Origin of the sequence: Bradyrhizobium lupini, assembly GCF_040939785.1 — a bacterium.
Taxonomy (GTDB): Bacteria; Pseudomonadota; Alphaproteobacteria; order Rhizobiales; family Xanthobacteraceae; genus Bradyrhizobium; species Bradyrhizobium canariense_D.
In genome coordinates this window covers 1,121,247-1,136,250 of the sequence record NZ_CP162553.1, presented here as the reverse complement: position 1 = coordinate 1,136,250, position 15,004 = coordinate 1,121,247, and the positions used below count along the sequence as shown (strand labels likewise).

The following is a 15,004-nucleotide window of genomic DNA, read 5'->3' as shown; positions in this document are numbered from 1 at the left end:
TGCTGTCCTCGGAATGTCTGCGGAGGGCGGGACTGCTCACGTCTTACCCCCGCCGACCGCCGCCTTCACCGCGTCGTCGAAGCCGAGCACCTTGCCGCTGATCTTGGCGGCATAGGCTTCGGCGTCCTTTTTCAACAGGAACGGCGCAACCTCGCCATTGCCGACCGCGAAGAAAGCCTGGTCGGCGAACAGCTTGATGCCGCGGGTTGTATCGAAAACGTAGGCGACGTTGATCTTCTTGCCCTTGGCTTTGTAGTCGGCATAGGCCCCGAGCGTGCAGCTGGCTGACGAGAAGGGCACGATGCCTGAATCGTCGACCCAGACCTCGCCGGCCTTGCGCGGATCGGCGATCGGTTTCTTGCAGAAGGAATCGTCGCCGGAGATCTCGTAGTTCTTGGTGCTCGCAAGCTGCGCGTCATAGTCGAGCTTCATCTCGGCATAGGCTTTGCGGATGTAGCTGTCGTCGACCCATTTCTTCGGGTCGAACTCCTTCATCCGGCCGAGGTTCTGCAGCACCTTGACGTCGGCCGTGGCAGCGTCGATCAGCGCCGGCTTGATCGAGGGATCGGTCGTCATGTTGCCGCTGGGGCCGAGAAAGATATAGACGACCTCCTTGCTGATGCCGGTCCATTCCTGGATCTTCTCGGCGGCGAGCTTGGGATCGTCGCGCAGCCATTGATTGGCGGCGATCACCGCCTTGAAGTAGGCGACGACGACTTCGGGATATTTTTCGGCGAAATCGGTTCGCACCACGATGCCGTGGAAAGTCGGGAGATTGGTCTCGACGCCGTCGAAGATCTTTCGCGCAAAACCGCGGAACGGCAGCAACTCGGCGAACGGAACGAAGTCGGCATGCGCGTCGATCTTCTTCTCCTGGAGATTGGTCGAGCCGACCTCCGGACTCTGGCTCACCAGCTGGAAGAAATCCGATGCATAGCCGCGGTCCTGCATCGCCTTCAACACCATGCCGTGTGCGGCCGAGCCGAACGGCACGCTCACGAGCTTGCCCTTGAGATCGGCGAGATCGTAGTAGGGCGAATCCTTGTGAACGACGATGCCGTTGCCGGAGCCCGACAGGCTGTAGGCGGCGATGCCGATCAGCCGGCTCTTGCTCTCGGGATTGCTGTCAAAAGTGAAGCCGTTCACGATCAGCGGATAGTCGCCCATCATGCCGATCTGCAGCTTGTTGGCCATCATCGCGTTGGTGACGGGCGGGCCGGAGGTGAAGTTCTGCCACTCCAGCTCGAACTTGATGTTGGCGTATTTGCCGTCTTTCGGCAGATATTTTTCGAGGAGATGGAGCTGGCGGATGACGACGCCGGCGGTCACCGTGTTGGTTGTGGTGTCCTGCGTTCCGATGCCCAGCGTGACGGTTTCCGCCGCGGCCGGCTGCGCGAGGAGAAGCGCCAGCGACGTCACCGACATCGCGATCGAGAGCGTGGGAAGATGGCGGACCATTCTCATCCTCATTCGGTTGGATGTGCTGTGGTTGCCATGATTGGGTGAGGGCGTGGGCAGGGCAAATCCGGAATGAGCGCCACAGTCGATTAGTTGCCGGGAAAAGTTGATTGCATACTCCTTGGGCAGTCCTGCACTATTAAGCCGCTTGCATGGGCACCGGCCCTGGTCGCAAGCTCGGTCAGTCGGCCGCCTGCCCTCGCATCTCTTCCAGCACGTCGGACCGGCAGACCACGATCTGCGAGCGCTTGGTCAGCACGATTCCCTTTTCCTGCATGCGCTTCAGGCTGATCGTGACCCATTGCCTGGTGGCACCGACCATGTGGGCGATATCGGCATGGGTGAAGGCGGCCGCGATCACCCGGCCGTCGGCGTCATCGACGCCATAGAGGTCGACGAGATGCAGCAACAGATGCGCAAGGCGCTGTGTGATCGAGCGCGTTCCCAACATCTGGGCCAGCGCCGAATAGCACTTGCCCTTGAAGGTCAGGCCTTCGATCAGGCCGATCGCGAGGTTCGGGATCTCGACCGCAAGGGATCGTAGCTCCTTTCCGGGCAGATGCACCACGCTGCAATTGCTGGATGCAACGCCGGACCATTGATGCACGGTGCCTTCGAACACTTCCGGCCCGCCGACGAAATTGCCGACATGCCAATAGGCCAGCGTGATCTCGCGGCCGAGCGGAGAGGTGTAGAACACCCGGATCCGGCCGCTCTCGATCAGCCAGATACCGTCATGCTTGCCACCCTGGCTGAACAGCGTCTGGCCACGGTTGAGCACTTTTCGGCGGCCCTGCTTCAGCACCAGCTCCCGCTCGCGCTGGCTGAGCTTGTCCATCAAGGGCGGCGGTCCGCCGATCCATTGCTGGTTCTCGGTGAGCAGCAGCGAGGAACCGCCGGTAGGCCGGACCGTTGCGGGAACCGTCCCGCGAACCACATTGGCCGCCGCCTGCAACATCATCTGCCTCCGGAACGTTCAAACCGTTCTAAAGAGGAGCAATGTCCGTGCCAGATTCACTCCGCTGTCATCGCCCGGCTTGACCGGGCGATCCAGTATTCCAGAGACGTCAATGGGCTATCGAGAAGCCGCGGCGTACTGGTTCCCGCCTTCGCGGGGAATGACAGCGAAGCTTGGAAGACGACCTGTGGCGTCTACCGCCCCACCAGGCTCAGCAAATACGGCTTCGGGTAAATCCCCCGATTGTGCCCATCCGAAAACGAGATGTTCAGCCCGTAACCGAGATCGCCGATCTCGGTGATCGCGATGCCTGGAAACCGCTCGGGAAAGCGGCCGTCGAAGCGGGCGCGGGTGCAGTGGGCGCATTTGCAGGAGAGGCGGAGCGTTTCCGCCGCCAAGTCCAGCGTGTCGTCCTGAGCGGTGCGGACGCGGAGCGTCGCGAGGTCGGCGCTTGCTTCGTAATCTGCCACGGTCGGTCCCACCAAGGTCATGACGTGTCTCCGACCCTTCTCTACCTTGCCGCAGCACTGCCGCGATAGCAACTAATTGCCAGGCGCAGGGTGCGCGGCGCTGATCGTCGCTGCCTGCTGTTCGATCATCGCCCACGAAATGTGAAACTAATCGACCGGCAATTTCAGTTCGGCGTTGCCGGATTCCTGTCTCTCCGAAACCTTGTGCGCAATCGAGATCAGGAGAGACAATGAGTGCATTTCAGAGGGAAACGGTCCTGTCGGTCAGGCACTGGACCGATAGCCTGTTCAGCTTCACCGCGACGCGCGATCCGGGCTTCCGCTTCCAGAACGGCCAGTTCGCGATGATCGGGTTGGAAGTCGAGGGCAAGCCGTTGCTGCGGGCCTACAGCATGGCGAGCGCCAATCACGAGGAGGCGCTCGAGTTCTTCTCGATCAAGGTACAGGACGGTCCGCTGACCTCACGCCTTCAGAAGATCAGGGAGGGAGACGTCATCCTGGTCGGCCGCAAGGCCACGGGCACGCTGATCACGGGCAATCTCATTCCCGGCAAACGCCTGTTGCTGCTCTCGACCGGAACGGGACTCGCGCCGTTCGCCAGCCTGATCAAGGACCCCGACGTCTACGAGAATTATGAAACCATCGTGCTCGCCCATGGCTGCCGCCAGGTCTCCGAGCTCTCCTATGGCGAGCACCTCGTGGAAGGCCTGCGAGATCACGAGTTCTTCGGGCCGCTTATCCGTGACAAGCTCGTCTACTACCCGACCGTCACCCGCGAGCCGTTCAGGAATCGCGGCCGCATCTCCGACCTGATCGCGTCGAACCAGCTCTTCGACGATATCGGGCAGTCGGGACTCGACATCGAGACCGACCGCATCATGCTGTGCGGCAGCCCGGCGATGTTGGAGGAACTTCCCGCGATGCTTTCTGCGCGCGGCTTTGTCGAGGGCAATCACAGCCGGCCCGGCCATTTCGTGATCGAAAAGGCCTTTGTCGAGCGCTGAGGCGCAAATCGCAGCCCGGCGACAACTAATTGCTATCGCCGGGACGCCTGCTGAACAAATCTGATGCAAAGGCGCCGGATCTGCCGGCGGACCAGGAGCAAGCGATGTCACTAGATCAGATCGTCGACGGACTTTCGGAGGTTTCCTGCGACGTGCTCGTTATCGGCGGCGGCACTGCCGGCCCGATGGCGGCGTTGAAGGCGAAGCTGAAGAATCCGAAGGCCAACGTCGTCCTGCTCGAAAAGGCGAACGTCAAGCGCTCCGGAGCGATCTCGATGGGCATGGACGGCTTAAACAATGCCGTCATTCCCGGCTACGCGACGCCGGAGCAGTACACCAAGGAAATCACCATCGCCAATGACGGCATCGTCGATCAGAAGGCGGTCTACAAATACGCGCAGAACTGCTACTCGATCATCGAGGAACTCGACAGTTTCGGCATCCGCTTCCTGAAGAACGAGAACGGCGACTACGCCGTCAAGAAGGTGCACCACATCGGCACCTACGTGCTGCCGATGCCGAACGGCGAGACCGTGAAGAAGGCGCTGTATCGCCAGCTCCGGCGTGCCCGCATCCTGATCTCCAACCGCTATATGGCGACGCGGCTGCTCAAATCCGCCGATGGCCGCATCGCCGGCGCGATCAGCGTCAACACCCGCACCGCCGAGATGCTGGTGATCAAGGCCAAGGCCGTCATCCTGTGCATGGGCGCCGCCGGCCGTCTCGGCCTGCCGACCTCGGGCTACATGTTCGGCACCTACGAGAACGCGGCCAATTCCGGCGACGGCTATTCCATGGCCTATCACGCCGGTGCAGCACTGGCGAACCTCGAATGCTATCAGATCAATCCGCTAATCAAGGACTATAACGGCCCGGCCTGCGCCTACGTCGCCGGTCCCTTCGGCGCCTTCACCGCCAACAACGAGGGATCGCGCTTCATCGAATGCGATTACTGGTCCGGCCAGATGATGCTGGAGTTCTACAACGAGCTGTTGTCCGGGAAGGGCCCGGTGTTTCTCCAGCTCAAGCATCTTCACCCCGACACCATCTCGGAGATCGAATCGACGCTGCACAAGGTCGAACGTCCCACGCGCGGCCTGTTCCAGCAGGGGCGCGGGGTCGACTACCGCAGCGAGTCGATCGAGATGCACATCTCCGAGATCGGCTTCTGCTCCGGTCACAGCGCGTCGGGCGTGTTCGTCGACGACAACGCGCGCACCACCGTCCCGGGCCTCTATGCCGCCGGCGACATGGCGAGCGTGCCGCACAACTACATGCTCGGGGCCTTCACCAACGGTTCGGTCGCCGGCGTCGACGCGATGGAGTTTGCGGACAATCACGACTTCGCGGAATTCGACGCGGCTGAGGTCGCCCGCGAACGTGACCGCGTCATGGCGCCGACCAAACGCGAGGACGGTATTCCGCCGAACCAGATCGAGTACAAGACGCGGCGTCTCGTCAATGACTATCTCCAGCCGCCGAAAGTCACGCGCAAATACGAGCTCGGCATGCGCCGGCTCGCTGAAGCGAGGGAAGACATGCAGGAGCGCATGATCGCGCGCAATGCGCACGAACTGCTCCGCGCGCTCGAAGTCCAGTCGATCATGGATTGCGCGGACATGGCTGTGCATGCCTCGCTCTACCGCGAAGAAAGCCGTTGGGGCCTCTATCACTGGCGGACGGATTTCCCGGAGAAGGACAACGAAAACTGGTTCTGCCACACGCTGCTGAGTAAGCAGGACGGCAAGATGACCAGCGAGAAGCGTGCCGTGGAGCCCTATATCGTACCGATCGCCGACGATGAGAAGGATCTCTACGACAAGCAGCGCATCCGCGCGACAGCCTGACCCGCCGCACAAATACAGGAGACATACGATGCCTCTCGCTTCCTATCAGACATCGGTTCCGGTGGTCGTCGATGACGCCAAATGCATCGCGGACAAGGGCTGCACGGTGTGCGTCGATGTCTGTCCGCTCGACGTACTGCGTATCAGCGATATGACCAACAAGGCCTACATGGCCTATGACGAATGCTGGTACTGCATGCCCTGCGAGGCGGATTGCCCGACCGGCGCCGTCACCGTCAACATTCCTTATCTCCTGAGGTAGCCATGTCGAGCCCGTTCGAATCCTACGACGATCTCGAAGACGCCGACGAGCGGCTCCAGGCTGCCGATCCAGGGGAGCGCCGCGTCGCGATCATCGCGCTCGGCCATTCCGGCGATCCCGCCGCCGTCGGCCATCTCGCCAAAATGGTCGCCGATCCTGATGCCGGCGTCCGCCAGCAGGTCGCGATGGCGCTCGGCGAGTTCGACGGGCCGGAGGCCGCGGCTGCGCTGGTGAAGCTGCTCGTCGATCCTGAACGAATCGTTGCGTCCGCCGCGGCCGACAGCATGGCGGAGTTCAAGGATCCGGCTTGCGCCGAGATCATCCTGCCGCTGGTCAAGCATGCCCACGCCTTCGTCCGCATGGGCGCGTTGCGTGCGCTGAAGGAGCTGCGCTGCAAGGACACACTGAAACCGGCGCTGGAAGCGCTCCAGGATTCCGATGCCGCCGTGCGGGTGCAGGCGATCGGCGTGATCGGGTTCCTCAAGCTGGAGGAATCAATTCCGGCGCTGACCGCGCTGATCAACGATCCCGACGCGCATGTGCGCCGTGCCGCCGTCAGCGCGCTCGCCTTCTCGCAGATGAAGCCCGCGGCCGAGATGATCACGCGCGCGTTGAAGGATTCGGACTGGATGGTGCGGGAGATGGCCGCGGAAACGCTGGGCCTCAACGTCAACGGATCGATTGCCGCCGACCAGCTCATCGCTTCGCTCAGTGACGAGTTCTGGCAGGTGCGGCTGAAGGCAATCCGCAGCCTTGGCCGGATGAAGATCGAGCGCGCGGTGCGCCCGATCGGCAACTGCGTGAACCATGAGCAGGCCAATCTGCGGAAAGAGGCGGCGGCTGCGCTTGGCGAGATCGCCCACCACGACGGCGAAGCGTTCCTTGCCGTCATCGCCGACGATCCCGATCCCGAGGTGCGCAAGAACGCGCGCTGGGCGCTTCAGCAGATTGCGGCCCGAAAAGCGCGGGCGGGGGCATAGAAGCGCGGCGGGCTGCCGCGCTGGACTTCCCGTCCCAGACGTTTATTGGTCTTCGCCAATGTGATAGGCCTCCGCGAGCGAGGCCGATCCGAAAAGAGCGAGGATACGCCCATGACGACATTGACGGTAAAGGACCTTCTTCCCGAGGACGGCACGCGGGGAACGCTCGTCGGCCGCGTCTGGCTGCCGCAGGCGAATGGCCCGGCCGTGGTCGCCGTGCGCGGCGATGGTGTGTTCGACGTCACCGCAAAATTCCCGACCGTCAGCGCACTCTGCGAGGAAGACAATCCGGCGAAGGCGCTTGCCGCGACCAAGGGCGAGCGCATCGGCGATCTCGAGGCCATCGTCGCCAACACGCCTCCCGATCAGCGCGATCCGAAAAAGCCGTGGTTGCTTGCGCCCGTCGATCTCCAGACGCTGAAGGCGGCCGGCGTCACCTTTGCCATCTCGATGCTGGAGCGCGTGATCGAGGAGCGGGCAAGGGCAATCCGGCCTCGGCCGAAGCGATCCGGAAGGAAGTGACCCGGCTGATCGGCGACGATCTGTCGAAGCTCAAGCCGGGCTCGGACAAGGCGATGCACCTGAAGCAGGTGCTGATCGACCAGAACGCCTGGAGCCAATATCTCGAGGTCGGCATTGGCCCCGATGCCGAGGTCTTCACCAAGGCGCCGACCTTGTCGTCGGTTGGCACCGGCATGGATGCGGGGCTGCATCCGAAGTCGACCTGGAATAACCCCGAGCCGGAGCTGGTGCTGTTCGTCTCGAGCCGCGGCACGATCGTCGGTGGCGCCCTCGGCAACGACGTCAATCTGCGCGACTTCGAGGGCCGTTCGGCACTGCTGTTGTCGAAGGCCAAAGACAACAACGCCTCGTGCTCCATCGGCCCGCTGCTGCGCCTGTTCGACGACAGCTTTACCCTCGGCGACGCCCGCAAGCTCGACATCAGCCTGAACGTGAAGGGGCAGGACGGTTTCGTCCTCGACGGCCATTCTTCGATCAGCATGATCAGCCGCGATCCGACCGATCTGGTCGAGCAGACCATCGGCAAGGTGCACCAATATCCTGATGGCTTCGTGCTGTTCCTCGGGACTATGTTCGCGCCGGTCAAGGATCGCGACGCGCCGGGACAGGGGTTCACCCACAAGCGCGACGACATCGTCACGATCTCGGCGCCCCAGCTCGGCAAGCTCGTCAACCGCATGCGGACCAGCGACGAGTGCGAGCCCTGGACCTTCGGCATCGGCGCGCTGATGAAGAATCTGGCGCAGCGGAAGCTGATCTAGCTCACTGCACGCCGGATGTGGGGGACTCTCCACGAGTCGCTTTGCCTCGATCGACGCAGAAACTCTCTCCCCACCGTCATTGCGAGCGCAGCGAAGCAATCCAGAATCCCTCCCCGGAAAGACTCAGGATTGCTTCGCTGCGCTCGCGGTGATGGGGGAGGGGTTGCGGGTTCGCCTTTCACCATCCTCCTAGACAGTGTCCTCGCCCCAACTGCCGCATCATTTCGTTCATCTCCGCGTTGCATCCGTGGAATAAAATCGCGCTGCGCGTGACATAGAAGTCGCTCATCCGCTCGCGCGCGCTTTCGCCTTCAATAGTCAAATAATATGACTAGTCGGAACCAAACTTCCGTGAAATAGTCCCTCCCGCCGCCTCGAAGGTCGGCCTGCGGGTGCGATGCTACCAATCGGCGCCCCGGAAAACATTTTGGGAGACACGCCTGATGATCCTCAAAGCCCTTTGTGCGGCCAGCGCCACGGCCGCGTTGCTACTCGCGCTGCCGGCGCATGCCGCCGAACTCACCATCGGTTTTTCGCAGATCGGATCGGAATCCGGCTGGCGCGCGGCCGAGACCTCGGTCTCCAAGCAGGAGGCCACCAAGCGCAAGGTCAATCTCAAGATCGCCGACGCGCAGCAGAAGCAGGAGAACCAGATCAAGGCGATCCGCTCCTTTATCGCGCAGAACGTCGATGCGATCTTCCTCGCGCCCGTCGTCTCGACCGGCTGGGACTCGGTGCTGAAGGAAGCCAAGGAGGCCAAGATCCCGGTCGTGCTGCTCGACCGCGACATCGATCCCTCCGGCAAGGAGCTCTATCTCACCGCTGTGACCTCCGACAGCGTTCACGAAGGCGAGGTCGCGGGCGACTGGCTGGCGAAGACCGTCGGCGCCAAGGCCTGCAACATCGTCGAATTGCAGGGCACGGTCGGCGCGAGCGTCGCCGCCAACCGCAAGAAGGGTTTTGACACCGCTATCGCCAAGCATGCGAACCTGAAGGTGGTGCGCAGCCAGACCGGCGACTTCACCCGCGCCAAGGGCAAGGAAGTGATGGAAAGCTTCATCAAGGCCGAAGGTGGCGGCAAGTCGATCTGCGCGGTCTATGCGCACAACGACGACATGATGGTCGGCGCGATCCAGGCGATGAAGGAAGCCGGGCTCAAGCCGGGCAAGGAGATTCTCACCGTCTCGATCGATGCGGTCCCCGACATCTTCAAGGCGATGGTCGCCGGCGAAGCCAATGCCACGGTCGAGCTGACGCCGAACATGGCAGGCCCCGCTCTCGATGCCATCGCGGCCTTCAAGGACAAGGGTACCGTTCCGCCGAAATGGATCCAGACGGAATCCAAGCTCTACACTGCCACCGATGATCCGCAGAAGATCTACGACAGCAAGAAGGGCCTCGGTTACTGAGGCGAGAGTGTCGCCGGACGGCCGTGCTTCGGCAGTCCGGCGATCCCGCTCGTAACCGCTGCGCGAACGAACAGGCTCCGTGTCCGCATTGTCAGCGGGCGCCCTTGGGAGTGAATTTGTCATGGAGAACAGCCAGGATTCCGCTGCTTCCCTGCTGGAGGTGCGTGGGATCAGCAAGAGCTTTGGCGCCGTGCGTGCGTTGCAGGAGGTCGACTTCACGCTTCGCGCCGGCGAGATCCATGCGCTGCTTGGTGAGAACGGCGCGGGCAAGTCCACGCTGATCAAGGTCGTCACGGGCGTATTTCCGCGCGATGCCGGCATCGTCAGACTGGGCGGCGAAGAGGTCGCGCCGCGCTCGGCCAAGGCGGCGGTTCAGGCCGGCATTGCGACGGTCTACCAGGAAGTCAATTTGCTGCCGAATCTCTCGGTGGCGCAGAACCTGTTCCTGGACCGGCAGCCGACGCGCTTCGGCGTCGTGCGCGAGGGCGAGATGCGACGGCGCGCGAAGTCGCTGCTCGCGGATTTCGGTCTCGACATCGACGTATCAGCGCCGCTTGGCAATTACTCGGTGGCGATCCAGCATGTCACCGCGATCGCGCGCGCCGTCGATCTCTCCGCGCGCGTGCTGATCCTGGACGAGCCGACCGCGAGCCTCGACCGCCATGAGGTCGAGATCCTCTTTCGCATCATGCGTCAGCTTGCCAAGCGCGGCATTGGCATCGTCTTCGTCAGCCATTTCCTCGACCAGGTCTACGAGATCTCCGATCGAATCACCGTTTTGCGAAATGGTCGCCTTGTCGGCGAGCGCGAGACCGCGTCGCTGTCGCGGCTCGAGCTGATCCGGATGATGCTCGGCCGCGAACTGGCCGAGACCACCAGCGCGCGGGCCGCGACGCGCGACCATCAGGCCCGCGAAGTCTGCGCAAGCTTCGAGAATTATGGCAAATCAGGCTATGTCGCGCCGTTCAATCTCCAGCTGCGCCATGGCGAGGTCGTCGGCCTCGCCGGCCTGCTCGGTTCGGGCCGGACCGAGACGGCGCGGCTGGTGTTCGGCGCCGAGCGCGCCGATGGCGGGCAGGCGAGGGTGGAAGGCGCGCCTATCCGGCTTCACTCGCCGCGCGACGGCGTGCGCCACGGCTTTGGCTATTGCCCTGAGGAGCGCAAGACCGACGGCATCGTCGCCGAGCTCACCGTGCGCGAGAACATCGTGCTCGCGCTCCAGGCCAAGCGCGGTCTACATCGGCCGCTGTCGCGACGCGAGCAGGACGAGATCGCAAGCCGTTACGTCAAGATGCTCGACGTTCGCCCGCCCGATCCGGAGCGTCCCGTTGGCCTGCTGTCCGGCGGCAATCAGCAGAAGGTCCTGCTGGCACGGTGGCTTGCGACCTCGCCACGGCTGCTCGTGCTGGACGAGCCGACCCGCGGCATCGACGTCGGCGCGCATGCCGAGATCATCCGCCTGATACGCGAGCTCTGCGACGACGGACTTGCGCTGCTCGTGATTTCCTCCGAGCTCGACGAGATCGTGACCTATTCCGACCGCGTGGTGGTGCTGCGCGACCGCGCTCATGTCGAGGAGCTCGCCGGCGAGGCCATCGACGTCGGCAGCATTCTCGCCGCGATCGCCGCCGATGGGGCCAGTGTCGCGCATGAGGGCAGGGCATGACCGCGCTGTTGCCGCGCCGCGGCCTTGCCCAGATCCTCGCGTTGATCGTCATCCTGGCGGTCGATCGCGTGGTATCGCCGCAATTCTTCGATCTGCGCCTCCAGGACGGCCGGCTGTTCGGCAGCCTGATCGACGTGCTCAACCGCGGCACGCCGGTGGCGCTGCTCTCGCTCGGCATGGTCCTGGTGATCGCGACGCGCGGCATTGACCTGTCAGTCGGCGCGGTGATGGCGATCTCGGGCGCGATCGCGGCGAGCCTCGCCGACACCCATAGTCTGGCCGTGGTGCTGGCGGCTGCGCTCGGCGCGGGCCTGATCTGCGGATTGTGGAACGGATTTCTCGTTGCGGTGCTCGGCATGCAGCCGATCGTGGCGACCTTGATCCTGATGGTGGCGGGGCGCGGCATCGCCCAGCTTATTACCGAAGGCCGCATCGTGACCTTCTCCTCGCCCGATCTGGTCTGGCTCGGCAATGGCTCTATCCTCGGCCTGCCGGTGCCGGTCTCGATTGCGCTGGGCATGCTGATCCTCACCGGCGCGGTGGTGCGCGGCTCGGCACTCGGACTGCTGATCGAGGCCACTGGCGGCAATGCGCGGGCAAGCGAGCTCGCCGGCGTCGGCACGCGCGCGATGATTTTGGCGGTCTATGTCTGGTGCGGTGTTTGCGCTGCGCTTGCCGGCGTCATCGCGGCGGCCGACATTATGGGCGCGGATGCCAACAATGCCGGCCTCTGGCTTGAGCTTGATGCCATCCTCGCGGTGGTGATCGGCGGCACCTCCCTGTTCGGCGGCCGCTTCAGTCTCGTGCTGGCCGTACTCGGCGCGCTGATCATCCAGACCATGAACACGGGCATTCTGCTGTCGGGCTATCCGCCGGAGTTCAATTTGCTGGTCAAGGCGGTGGTGGTGCTCGCCGTGCTGCTGCTGCAATCGCCGAAGCTGTCCGGCTTTGCCGGCGTCGTGGCACGGCTGCGGAGGACCAAGGCATGAAAGGCCTGCCGCCCGTCCTCATCACGGCGATCGTGCTCGTCGCCGGATTCGCGCTCTGCGCGATGCAGTTTCCCAACATCGCTTCCACTCGCGTGGTCGGCAATCTCCTCACCGACAACGCCTTCCTGGGCATCGTCGCGACCGGTATGACCTTCGTCATCATTTCCGGCGGCATCGATCTCTCGGTCGGCTCGGTGATCGGCTTCACCACGGTGTTCGTCGCGCTGGCGATCGAGCGCTGGGGAATGCCGCCCCTGGTCGCCTTCGTCGCCATTCTCGCGCTCTCGGCCGCCTTCGGAGCGGCGATGGGCGCGGTGATCCATGTCTTCGATTTGCCGCCTTTCATCGTGACGCTCGCCGGCATGTTCTTGGCCCGGGGTGCCAGCTTCCTGCTCTCGACGGAATCGGTGCCGATCACAGCACCTGTCTATTCCACCGTGTCGGACTTCGCACTGCGACTACCCGGCGGTGGACGGCTGACGGCGGTCGCGATCATCATGCTTGCGATCGTGATCGGCGGCGCATTGCTGCTGCAGCTCACCCGGTTCGGCGCCAATGTCTATGCGCTCGGCGGCAGCCGGGCGACCGCTAGCCTGATGGGGGTCGCCGTCGGCAAGATGACGGTGAAGATCTACATGCTGTCGAGCCTGCTCGCCGGCATCGCCGGCATCGTCTTCTCCTTCTACACCAGCGCCGGCTATTCGCTGTCCGCCGTCGGCGTCGAGCTTGACAGCATCGCGGCCGTCGTGATCGGCGGCACGCTGCTCACGGGCGGGCAGGGCTCGGTGATCGGCACCTTCCTGGGCGTGCTGATCCAGGGCATGATTCAGACCTATATCAATTTCGACGGAACACTGTCGAGCTGGTGGACCAAGATCGCGACCGGCGTGCTGCTGTTCGCCTTCATCGCCTTGCAACAGGGGTTGGTCGCGCTCGCGCGCCGACCCGTGGCAAAGCGCCTGGGAGCAGTCTCATGACCACCTCGCGCATCCTCGTCATCCCGACGCGCCGGGCGCACTCCAATCACGCGGAGGTGGCCCGCTCGATCGGCGTTGACATCATTGCCGGTCGCTACGCGGAGGGAACGCGCCTGCCTGGCGATGCCGAAATGATCGCGATGTTCGGGGTGTCGCGGCCGGTATTGCGGGAGAGCGTCAAGACGCTGGTCGCCAAGGGCCTGCTCACCACCAAGGCCCGCGTCGGCACCGTCGTGCGCGAACGCGTCGCCTGGAATATGTTCGACGCCGACGTGCTGGCCTGGCACCTGGACGCCGGGATCGACAAGCGTTTCCTCAACGACCTGGCCGAGATCCGCCTCGCGGTCGAGCCGCGCGCGGCGATGTTGGCGGCGGCGCAGCGGTCGGAGCAGGATCTATCCGAGCTTCGGCGCTGCATGGAGCGGATGCGACTTGAAGCCTCCGACTCCGTTGGCTTCGCCGATGCCGACCTCGCGCTCCACGTCGCCGTGGCGCGCGCCTCCGGAAATCTGTTCATGCGCTCGATCGGGCACGTCATCGAGGCTGCGTTGCGCGCCTCATTCCTGCTCAGCGCACCGGTCGAACCGGAGGACCGCGACACCGTTCTGCTCTGGCATCAGAAGATCGTCGATGCCATCGCCGCCGGTGATGCCACGACTGCGTCGGAGGCGATGGTCTACGTCATTCACAACGGCATGCGCCGCCACGAGGGTACAGTGATCGAGACTGTACCAGCCGAAGCGCTGCCGTCCGCGGAAGCTGGAGAAACATCGTGACTGAACTTCGCATCGCCATCGTCGGCTTCGGCAAGATCGCGCGGGACCAGCATGTCGGCGCCATTGCAGCGGTTCCCGGCGCGACGCTGGCCGCCGTCGCCAGCCGCAATGCCTCGTTGCCGGATCTGCCGCATTTCGCGACCATCGAGGAGCTGCTGGAAAAAGGTCCGCCGATCGACGCGGTGTCGCTCTGCACGCCGCCTCAAGTGCGCCGCGCCCAGGCGGCCGCAGCGCTGAGGGCCGGCAAGCACGTCATGCTGGAGAAGCCGCCCGGCGCCGGCGTTGCCGAGCTCGATCCGCTGATCGCGATGGCGGGTGAGACCAAGCGAACGCTGTTTGCGACCTGGCATTCGCGCCATGCGCCGGCAGTCGAGCCGGCGCGCGAGTGGCTCGCCGCGCGCCGCATCCGTTCCGTGCACGTCAACTGGAAAGAGGACGTCCGCGTCTGGCATCCCGGGCAGGCATGGATCTGGGAGCCGGGCGGGCTCGGGGTGTTCGATCCCGGCATCAATGCGCTGTCGATCCTGACCAGGATCCTGCCGAAGCCCGTGTTCGTCAACGCGGCCGAGCTCGCCTTCCCCGCCAATTGCCAGGCGCCGATCGCCGCGAAGCTGACGCTGACCGACATCGACGGCCTACCTGTGACCGCCGAGTTCGACTTCCGCCAGACCGGGCCGCAGAGCTGGGATATCCTCGTCGAAACCGACCAGGGCCGGATGACGCTATCACGCGGCGGCCGGATCATGGCGATCGACGGCAAGACCGTTGCCGAGGCGCCCGATGAGGAATATCGGGAGCTTTACCGGCACTTCGTCGCGCTCGCCGCGACAGGCGCGAGCGACGTCGATTTGGCGCCGCTTCGTCTCGTCGCGGACGCCTTCCTGCTCGGCAGGCGCACGATCGTCGAACCGTTTGTGGGTTGATC

At 63.9% G+C, this 15,004-nt stretch carries 13 protein-coding genes and 1 pseudogene; 11 read left to right on the top strand and 3 right to left on the bottom strand.

What is annotated here, in order from left to right:
* Nucleotides 1-36: 36 nt before the first annotated feature.
* The 3 genes from AB3L03_RS05735 to AB3L03_RS05725 form a co-directional block, all read right to left on the bottom strand.
* Entirely contained in the window at nt 37-1,458 is a 1,422-nt protein-coding gene (locus tag AB3L03_RS05735; protein ID WP_162496366.1) for an ABC transporter substrate-binding protein, read from the bottom strand.
* 181 nt (nt 1,459-1,639) lie between these two features.
* Nucleotides 1,640-2,416 (bottom strand): Crp/Fnr family transcriptional regulator, encoded by a 777-nt coding sequence (locus AB3L03_RS05730; RefSeq protein ID WP_198293387.1) that lies wholly within the window; start codon nt 2,414-2,416, stop codon nt 1,640-1,642.
* 194 nt (nt 2,417-2,610) lie between these two features.
* Entirely contained in the window at nt 2,611-2,907 is a 297-nt protein-coding gene (locus AB3L03_RS05725) for a gamma-butyrobetaine hydroxylase-like domain-containing protein (protein WP_018458611.1), read from the bottom strand.
* Between the two features lie 209 nt (nt 2,908-3,116).
* On the opposite strand from AB3L03_RS05725, the gene AB3L03_RS05720 reads away from it, so the two are divergent.
* The 11 genes and pseudogenes from AB3L03_RS05720 to AB3L03_RS05670 all read left to right on the top strand — a co-directional run bounded on the left by AB3L03_RS05720 (nt 3,117) and on the right by AB3L03_RS05670 (nt 15,002).
* Nucleotides 3,117-3,890, top strand: a complete 774-nt coding sequence (locus AB3L03_RS05720; RefSeq protein WP_018458612.1) for a ferredoxin--NADP reductase — start codon at nt 3,117-3,119, stop codon at nt 3,888-3,890.
* A gap of 104 nt (nt 3,891-3,994) precedes the next feature.
* Nucleotides 3,995-5,737 (top strand): fumarate reductase/succinate dehydrogenase flavoprotein subunit, encoded by a 1,743-nt coding sequence (locus tag AB3L03_RS05715; protein ID WP_026233620.1) that lies wholly within the window; start codon nt 3,995-3,997, stop codon nt 5,735-5,737.
* A gap of 28 nt (nt 5,738-5,765) precedes the next feature.
* Nucleotides 5,766-5,999 carry a ferredoxin family protein gene (locus AB3L03_RS05710; RefSeq protein WP_007593252.1) on the top strand — a complete coding sequence of 78 codons (234 nt, stop codon included), beginning with the start codon at nt 5,766-5,768 and terminating at the stop codon, nt 5,997-5,999.
* 2 nt (nt 6,000-6,001) lie between these two features.
* A complete protein-coding gene (locus AB3L03_RS05705) occupies nt 6,002-6,979 on the top strand; it encodes a HEAT repeat domain-containing protein (RefSeq protein ID WP_085352336.1) in 978 nt (325 codons plus the stop codon).
* A 111-nt stretch (nt 6,980-7,090) separates the two neighbouring features.
* Nucleotides 7,091-8,262, top strand: a pseudogene (locus tag AB3L03_RS05700) (fumarylacetoacetate hydrolase family protein).
* Between the two features lie 443 nt (nt 8,263-8,705).
* On the top strand, nt 8,706-9,671 hold the full coding sequence (gene ytfQ / locus AB3L03_RS05695; protein WP_368508337.1) for a galactofuranose ABC transporter, galactofuranose-binding protein YtfQ: 966 nt from the start codon (nt 8,706-8,708) through the stop codon (nt 9,669-9,671).
* Nucleotides 9,672-9,792: 121 nt separating this feature from the next.
* Nucleotides 9,793-11,337, top strand: a complete 1,545-nt coding sequence (locus AB3L03_RS05690) for a sugar ABC transporter ATP-binding protein (protein WP_368508336.1) — start codon at nt 9,793-9,795, stop codon at nt 11,335-11,337.
* On the top strand, nt 11,334-12,326 hold the full coding sequence (locus AB3L03_RS05685) for an ABC transporter permease (RefSeq protein WP_368508335.1): 993 nt from the start codon (nt 11,334-11,336) through the stop codon (nt 12,324-12,326). The genes AB3L03_RS05690 and AB3L03_RS05685 overlap by 4 nt, the downstream gene beginning before the upstream one ends.
* Nucleotides 12,323-13,303, top strand: coding sequence for a galactofuranose ABC transporter, permease protein YjfF (yjfF, locus tag AB3L03_RS05680; RefSeq protein WP_247370840.1), 981 nt, complete (start codon nt 12,323-12,325; stop codon nt 13,301-13,303). Before AB3L03_RS05685 ends, yjfF begins: the two co-directional genes overlap by 4 nt.
* On the top strand, nt 13,300-14,079 hold the full coding sequence (locus tag AB3L03_RS05675) for a FadR/GntR family transcriptional regulator (protein WP_018458621.1): 780 nt from the start codon (nt 13,300-13,302) through the stop codon (nt 14,077-14,079). The genes yjfF and AB3L03_RS05675 overlap by 4 nt, the downstream gene beginning before the upstream one ends.
* Nucleotides 14,076-15,002, top strand: coding sequence for a Gfo/Idh/MocA family protein (locus AB3L03_RS05670; protein ID WP_368508334.1), 927 nt, complete (start codon nt 14,076-14,078; stop codon nt 15,000-15,002). The genes AB3L03_RS05675 and AB3L03_RS05670 overlap by 4 nt, the downstream gene beginning before the upstream one ends.
* Nucleotides 15,003-15,004 lie beyond the last annotated feature (2 nt).

Excerpts from the sequence above, each read along its gene's own strand:
- AB3L03_RS05735 (WP_162496366.1), bottom strand. The coding sequence starts at position 1,458 with ATGGTCCGCCATCTTCCCACGCTCTCGATCGCGATGTCGGTGACGTCG.
- AB3L03_RS05685 (WP_368508335.1), top strand. The coding sequence starts at position 11,334 with ATGACCGCGCTGTTGCCGCGCCGCGGCCTTGCCCAGATCCTCGCGTTG.
- AB3L03_RS05705 (WP_085352336.1), top strand. The coding sequence starts at position 6,002 with ATGTCGAGCCCGTTCGAATCCTACGACGATCTCGAAGACGCCGACGAG.
- ytfQ (WP_368508337.1), top strand. The coding sequence starts at position 8,706 with ATGATCCTCAAAGCCCTTTGTGCGGCCAGCGCCACGGCCGCGTTGCTA.
- AB3L03_RS05725 (WP_018458611.1), bottom strand. The coding sequence starts at position 2,907 with ATGACCTTGGTGGGACCGACCGTGGCAGATTACGAAGCAAGCGCCGAC.
- AB3L03_RS05730 (WP_198293387.1), bottom strand. The coding sequence starts at position 2,416 with ATGTTGCAGGCGGCGGCCAATGTGGTTCGCGGGACGGTTCCCGCAACG.
- AB3L03_RS05710 (WP_007593252.1), top strand. The coding sequence starts at position 5,766 with ATGCCTCTCGCTTCCTATCAGACATCGGTTCCGGTGGTCGTCGATGAC.
- AB3L03_RS05690 (WP_368508336.1), top strand. The coding sequence starts at position 9,793 with ATGGAGAACAGCCAGGATTCCGCTGCTTCCCTGCTGGAGGTGCGTGGG.
- AB3L03_RS05675 (WP_018458621.1), top strand. The coding sequence starts at position 13,300 with ATGACCACCTCGCGCATCCTCGTCATCCCGACGCGCCGGGCGCACTCC.
- AB3L03_RS05715 (WP_026233620.1), top strand. The coding sequence starts at position 3,995 with ATGTCACTAGATCAGATCGTCGACGGACTTTCGGAGGTTTCCTGCGAC.
- AB3L03_RS05720 (WP_018458612.1), top strand. The coding sequence starts at position 3,117 with ATGAGTGCATTTCAGAGGGAAACGGTCCTGTCGGTCAGGCACTGGACC.
- yjfF (WP_247370840.1), top strand. The coding sequence starts at position 12,323 with ATGAAAGGCCTGCCGCCCGTCCTCATCACGGCGATCGTGCTCGTCGCC.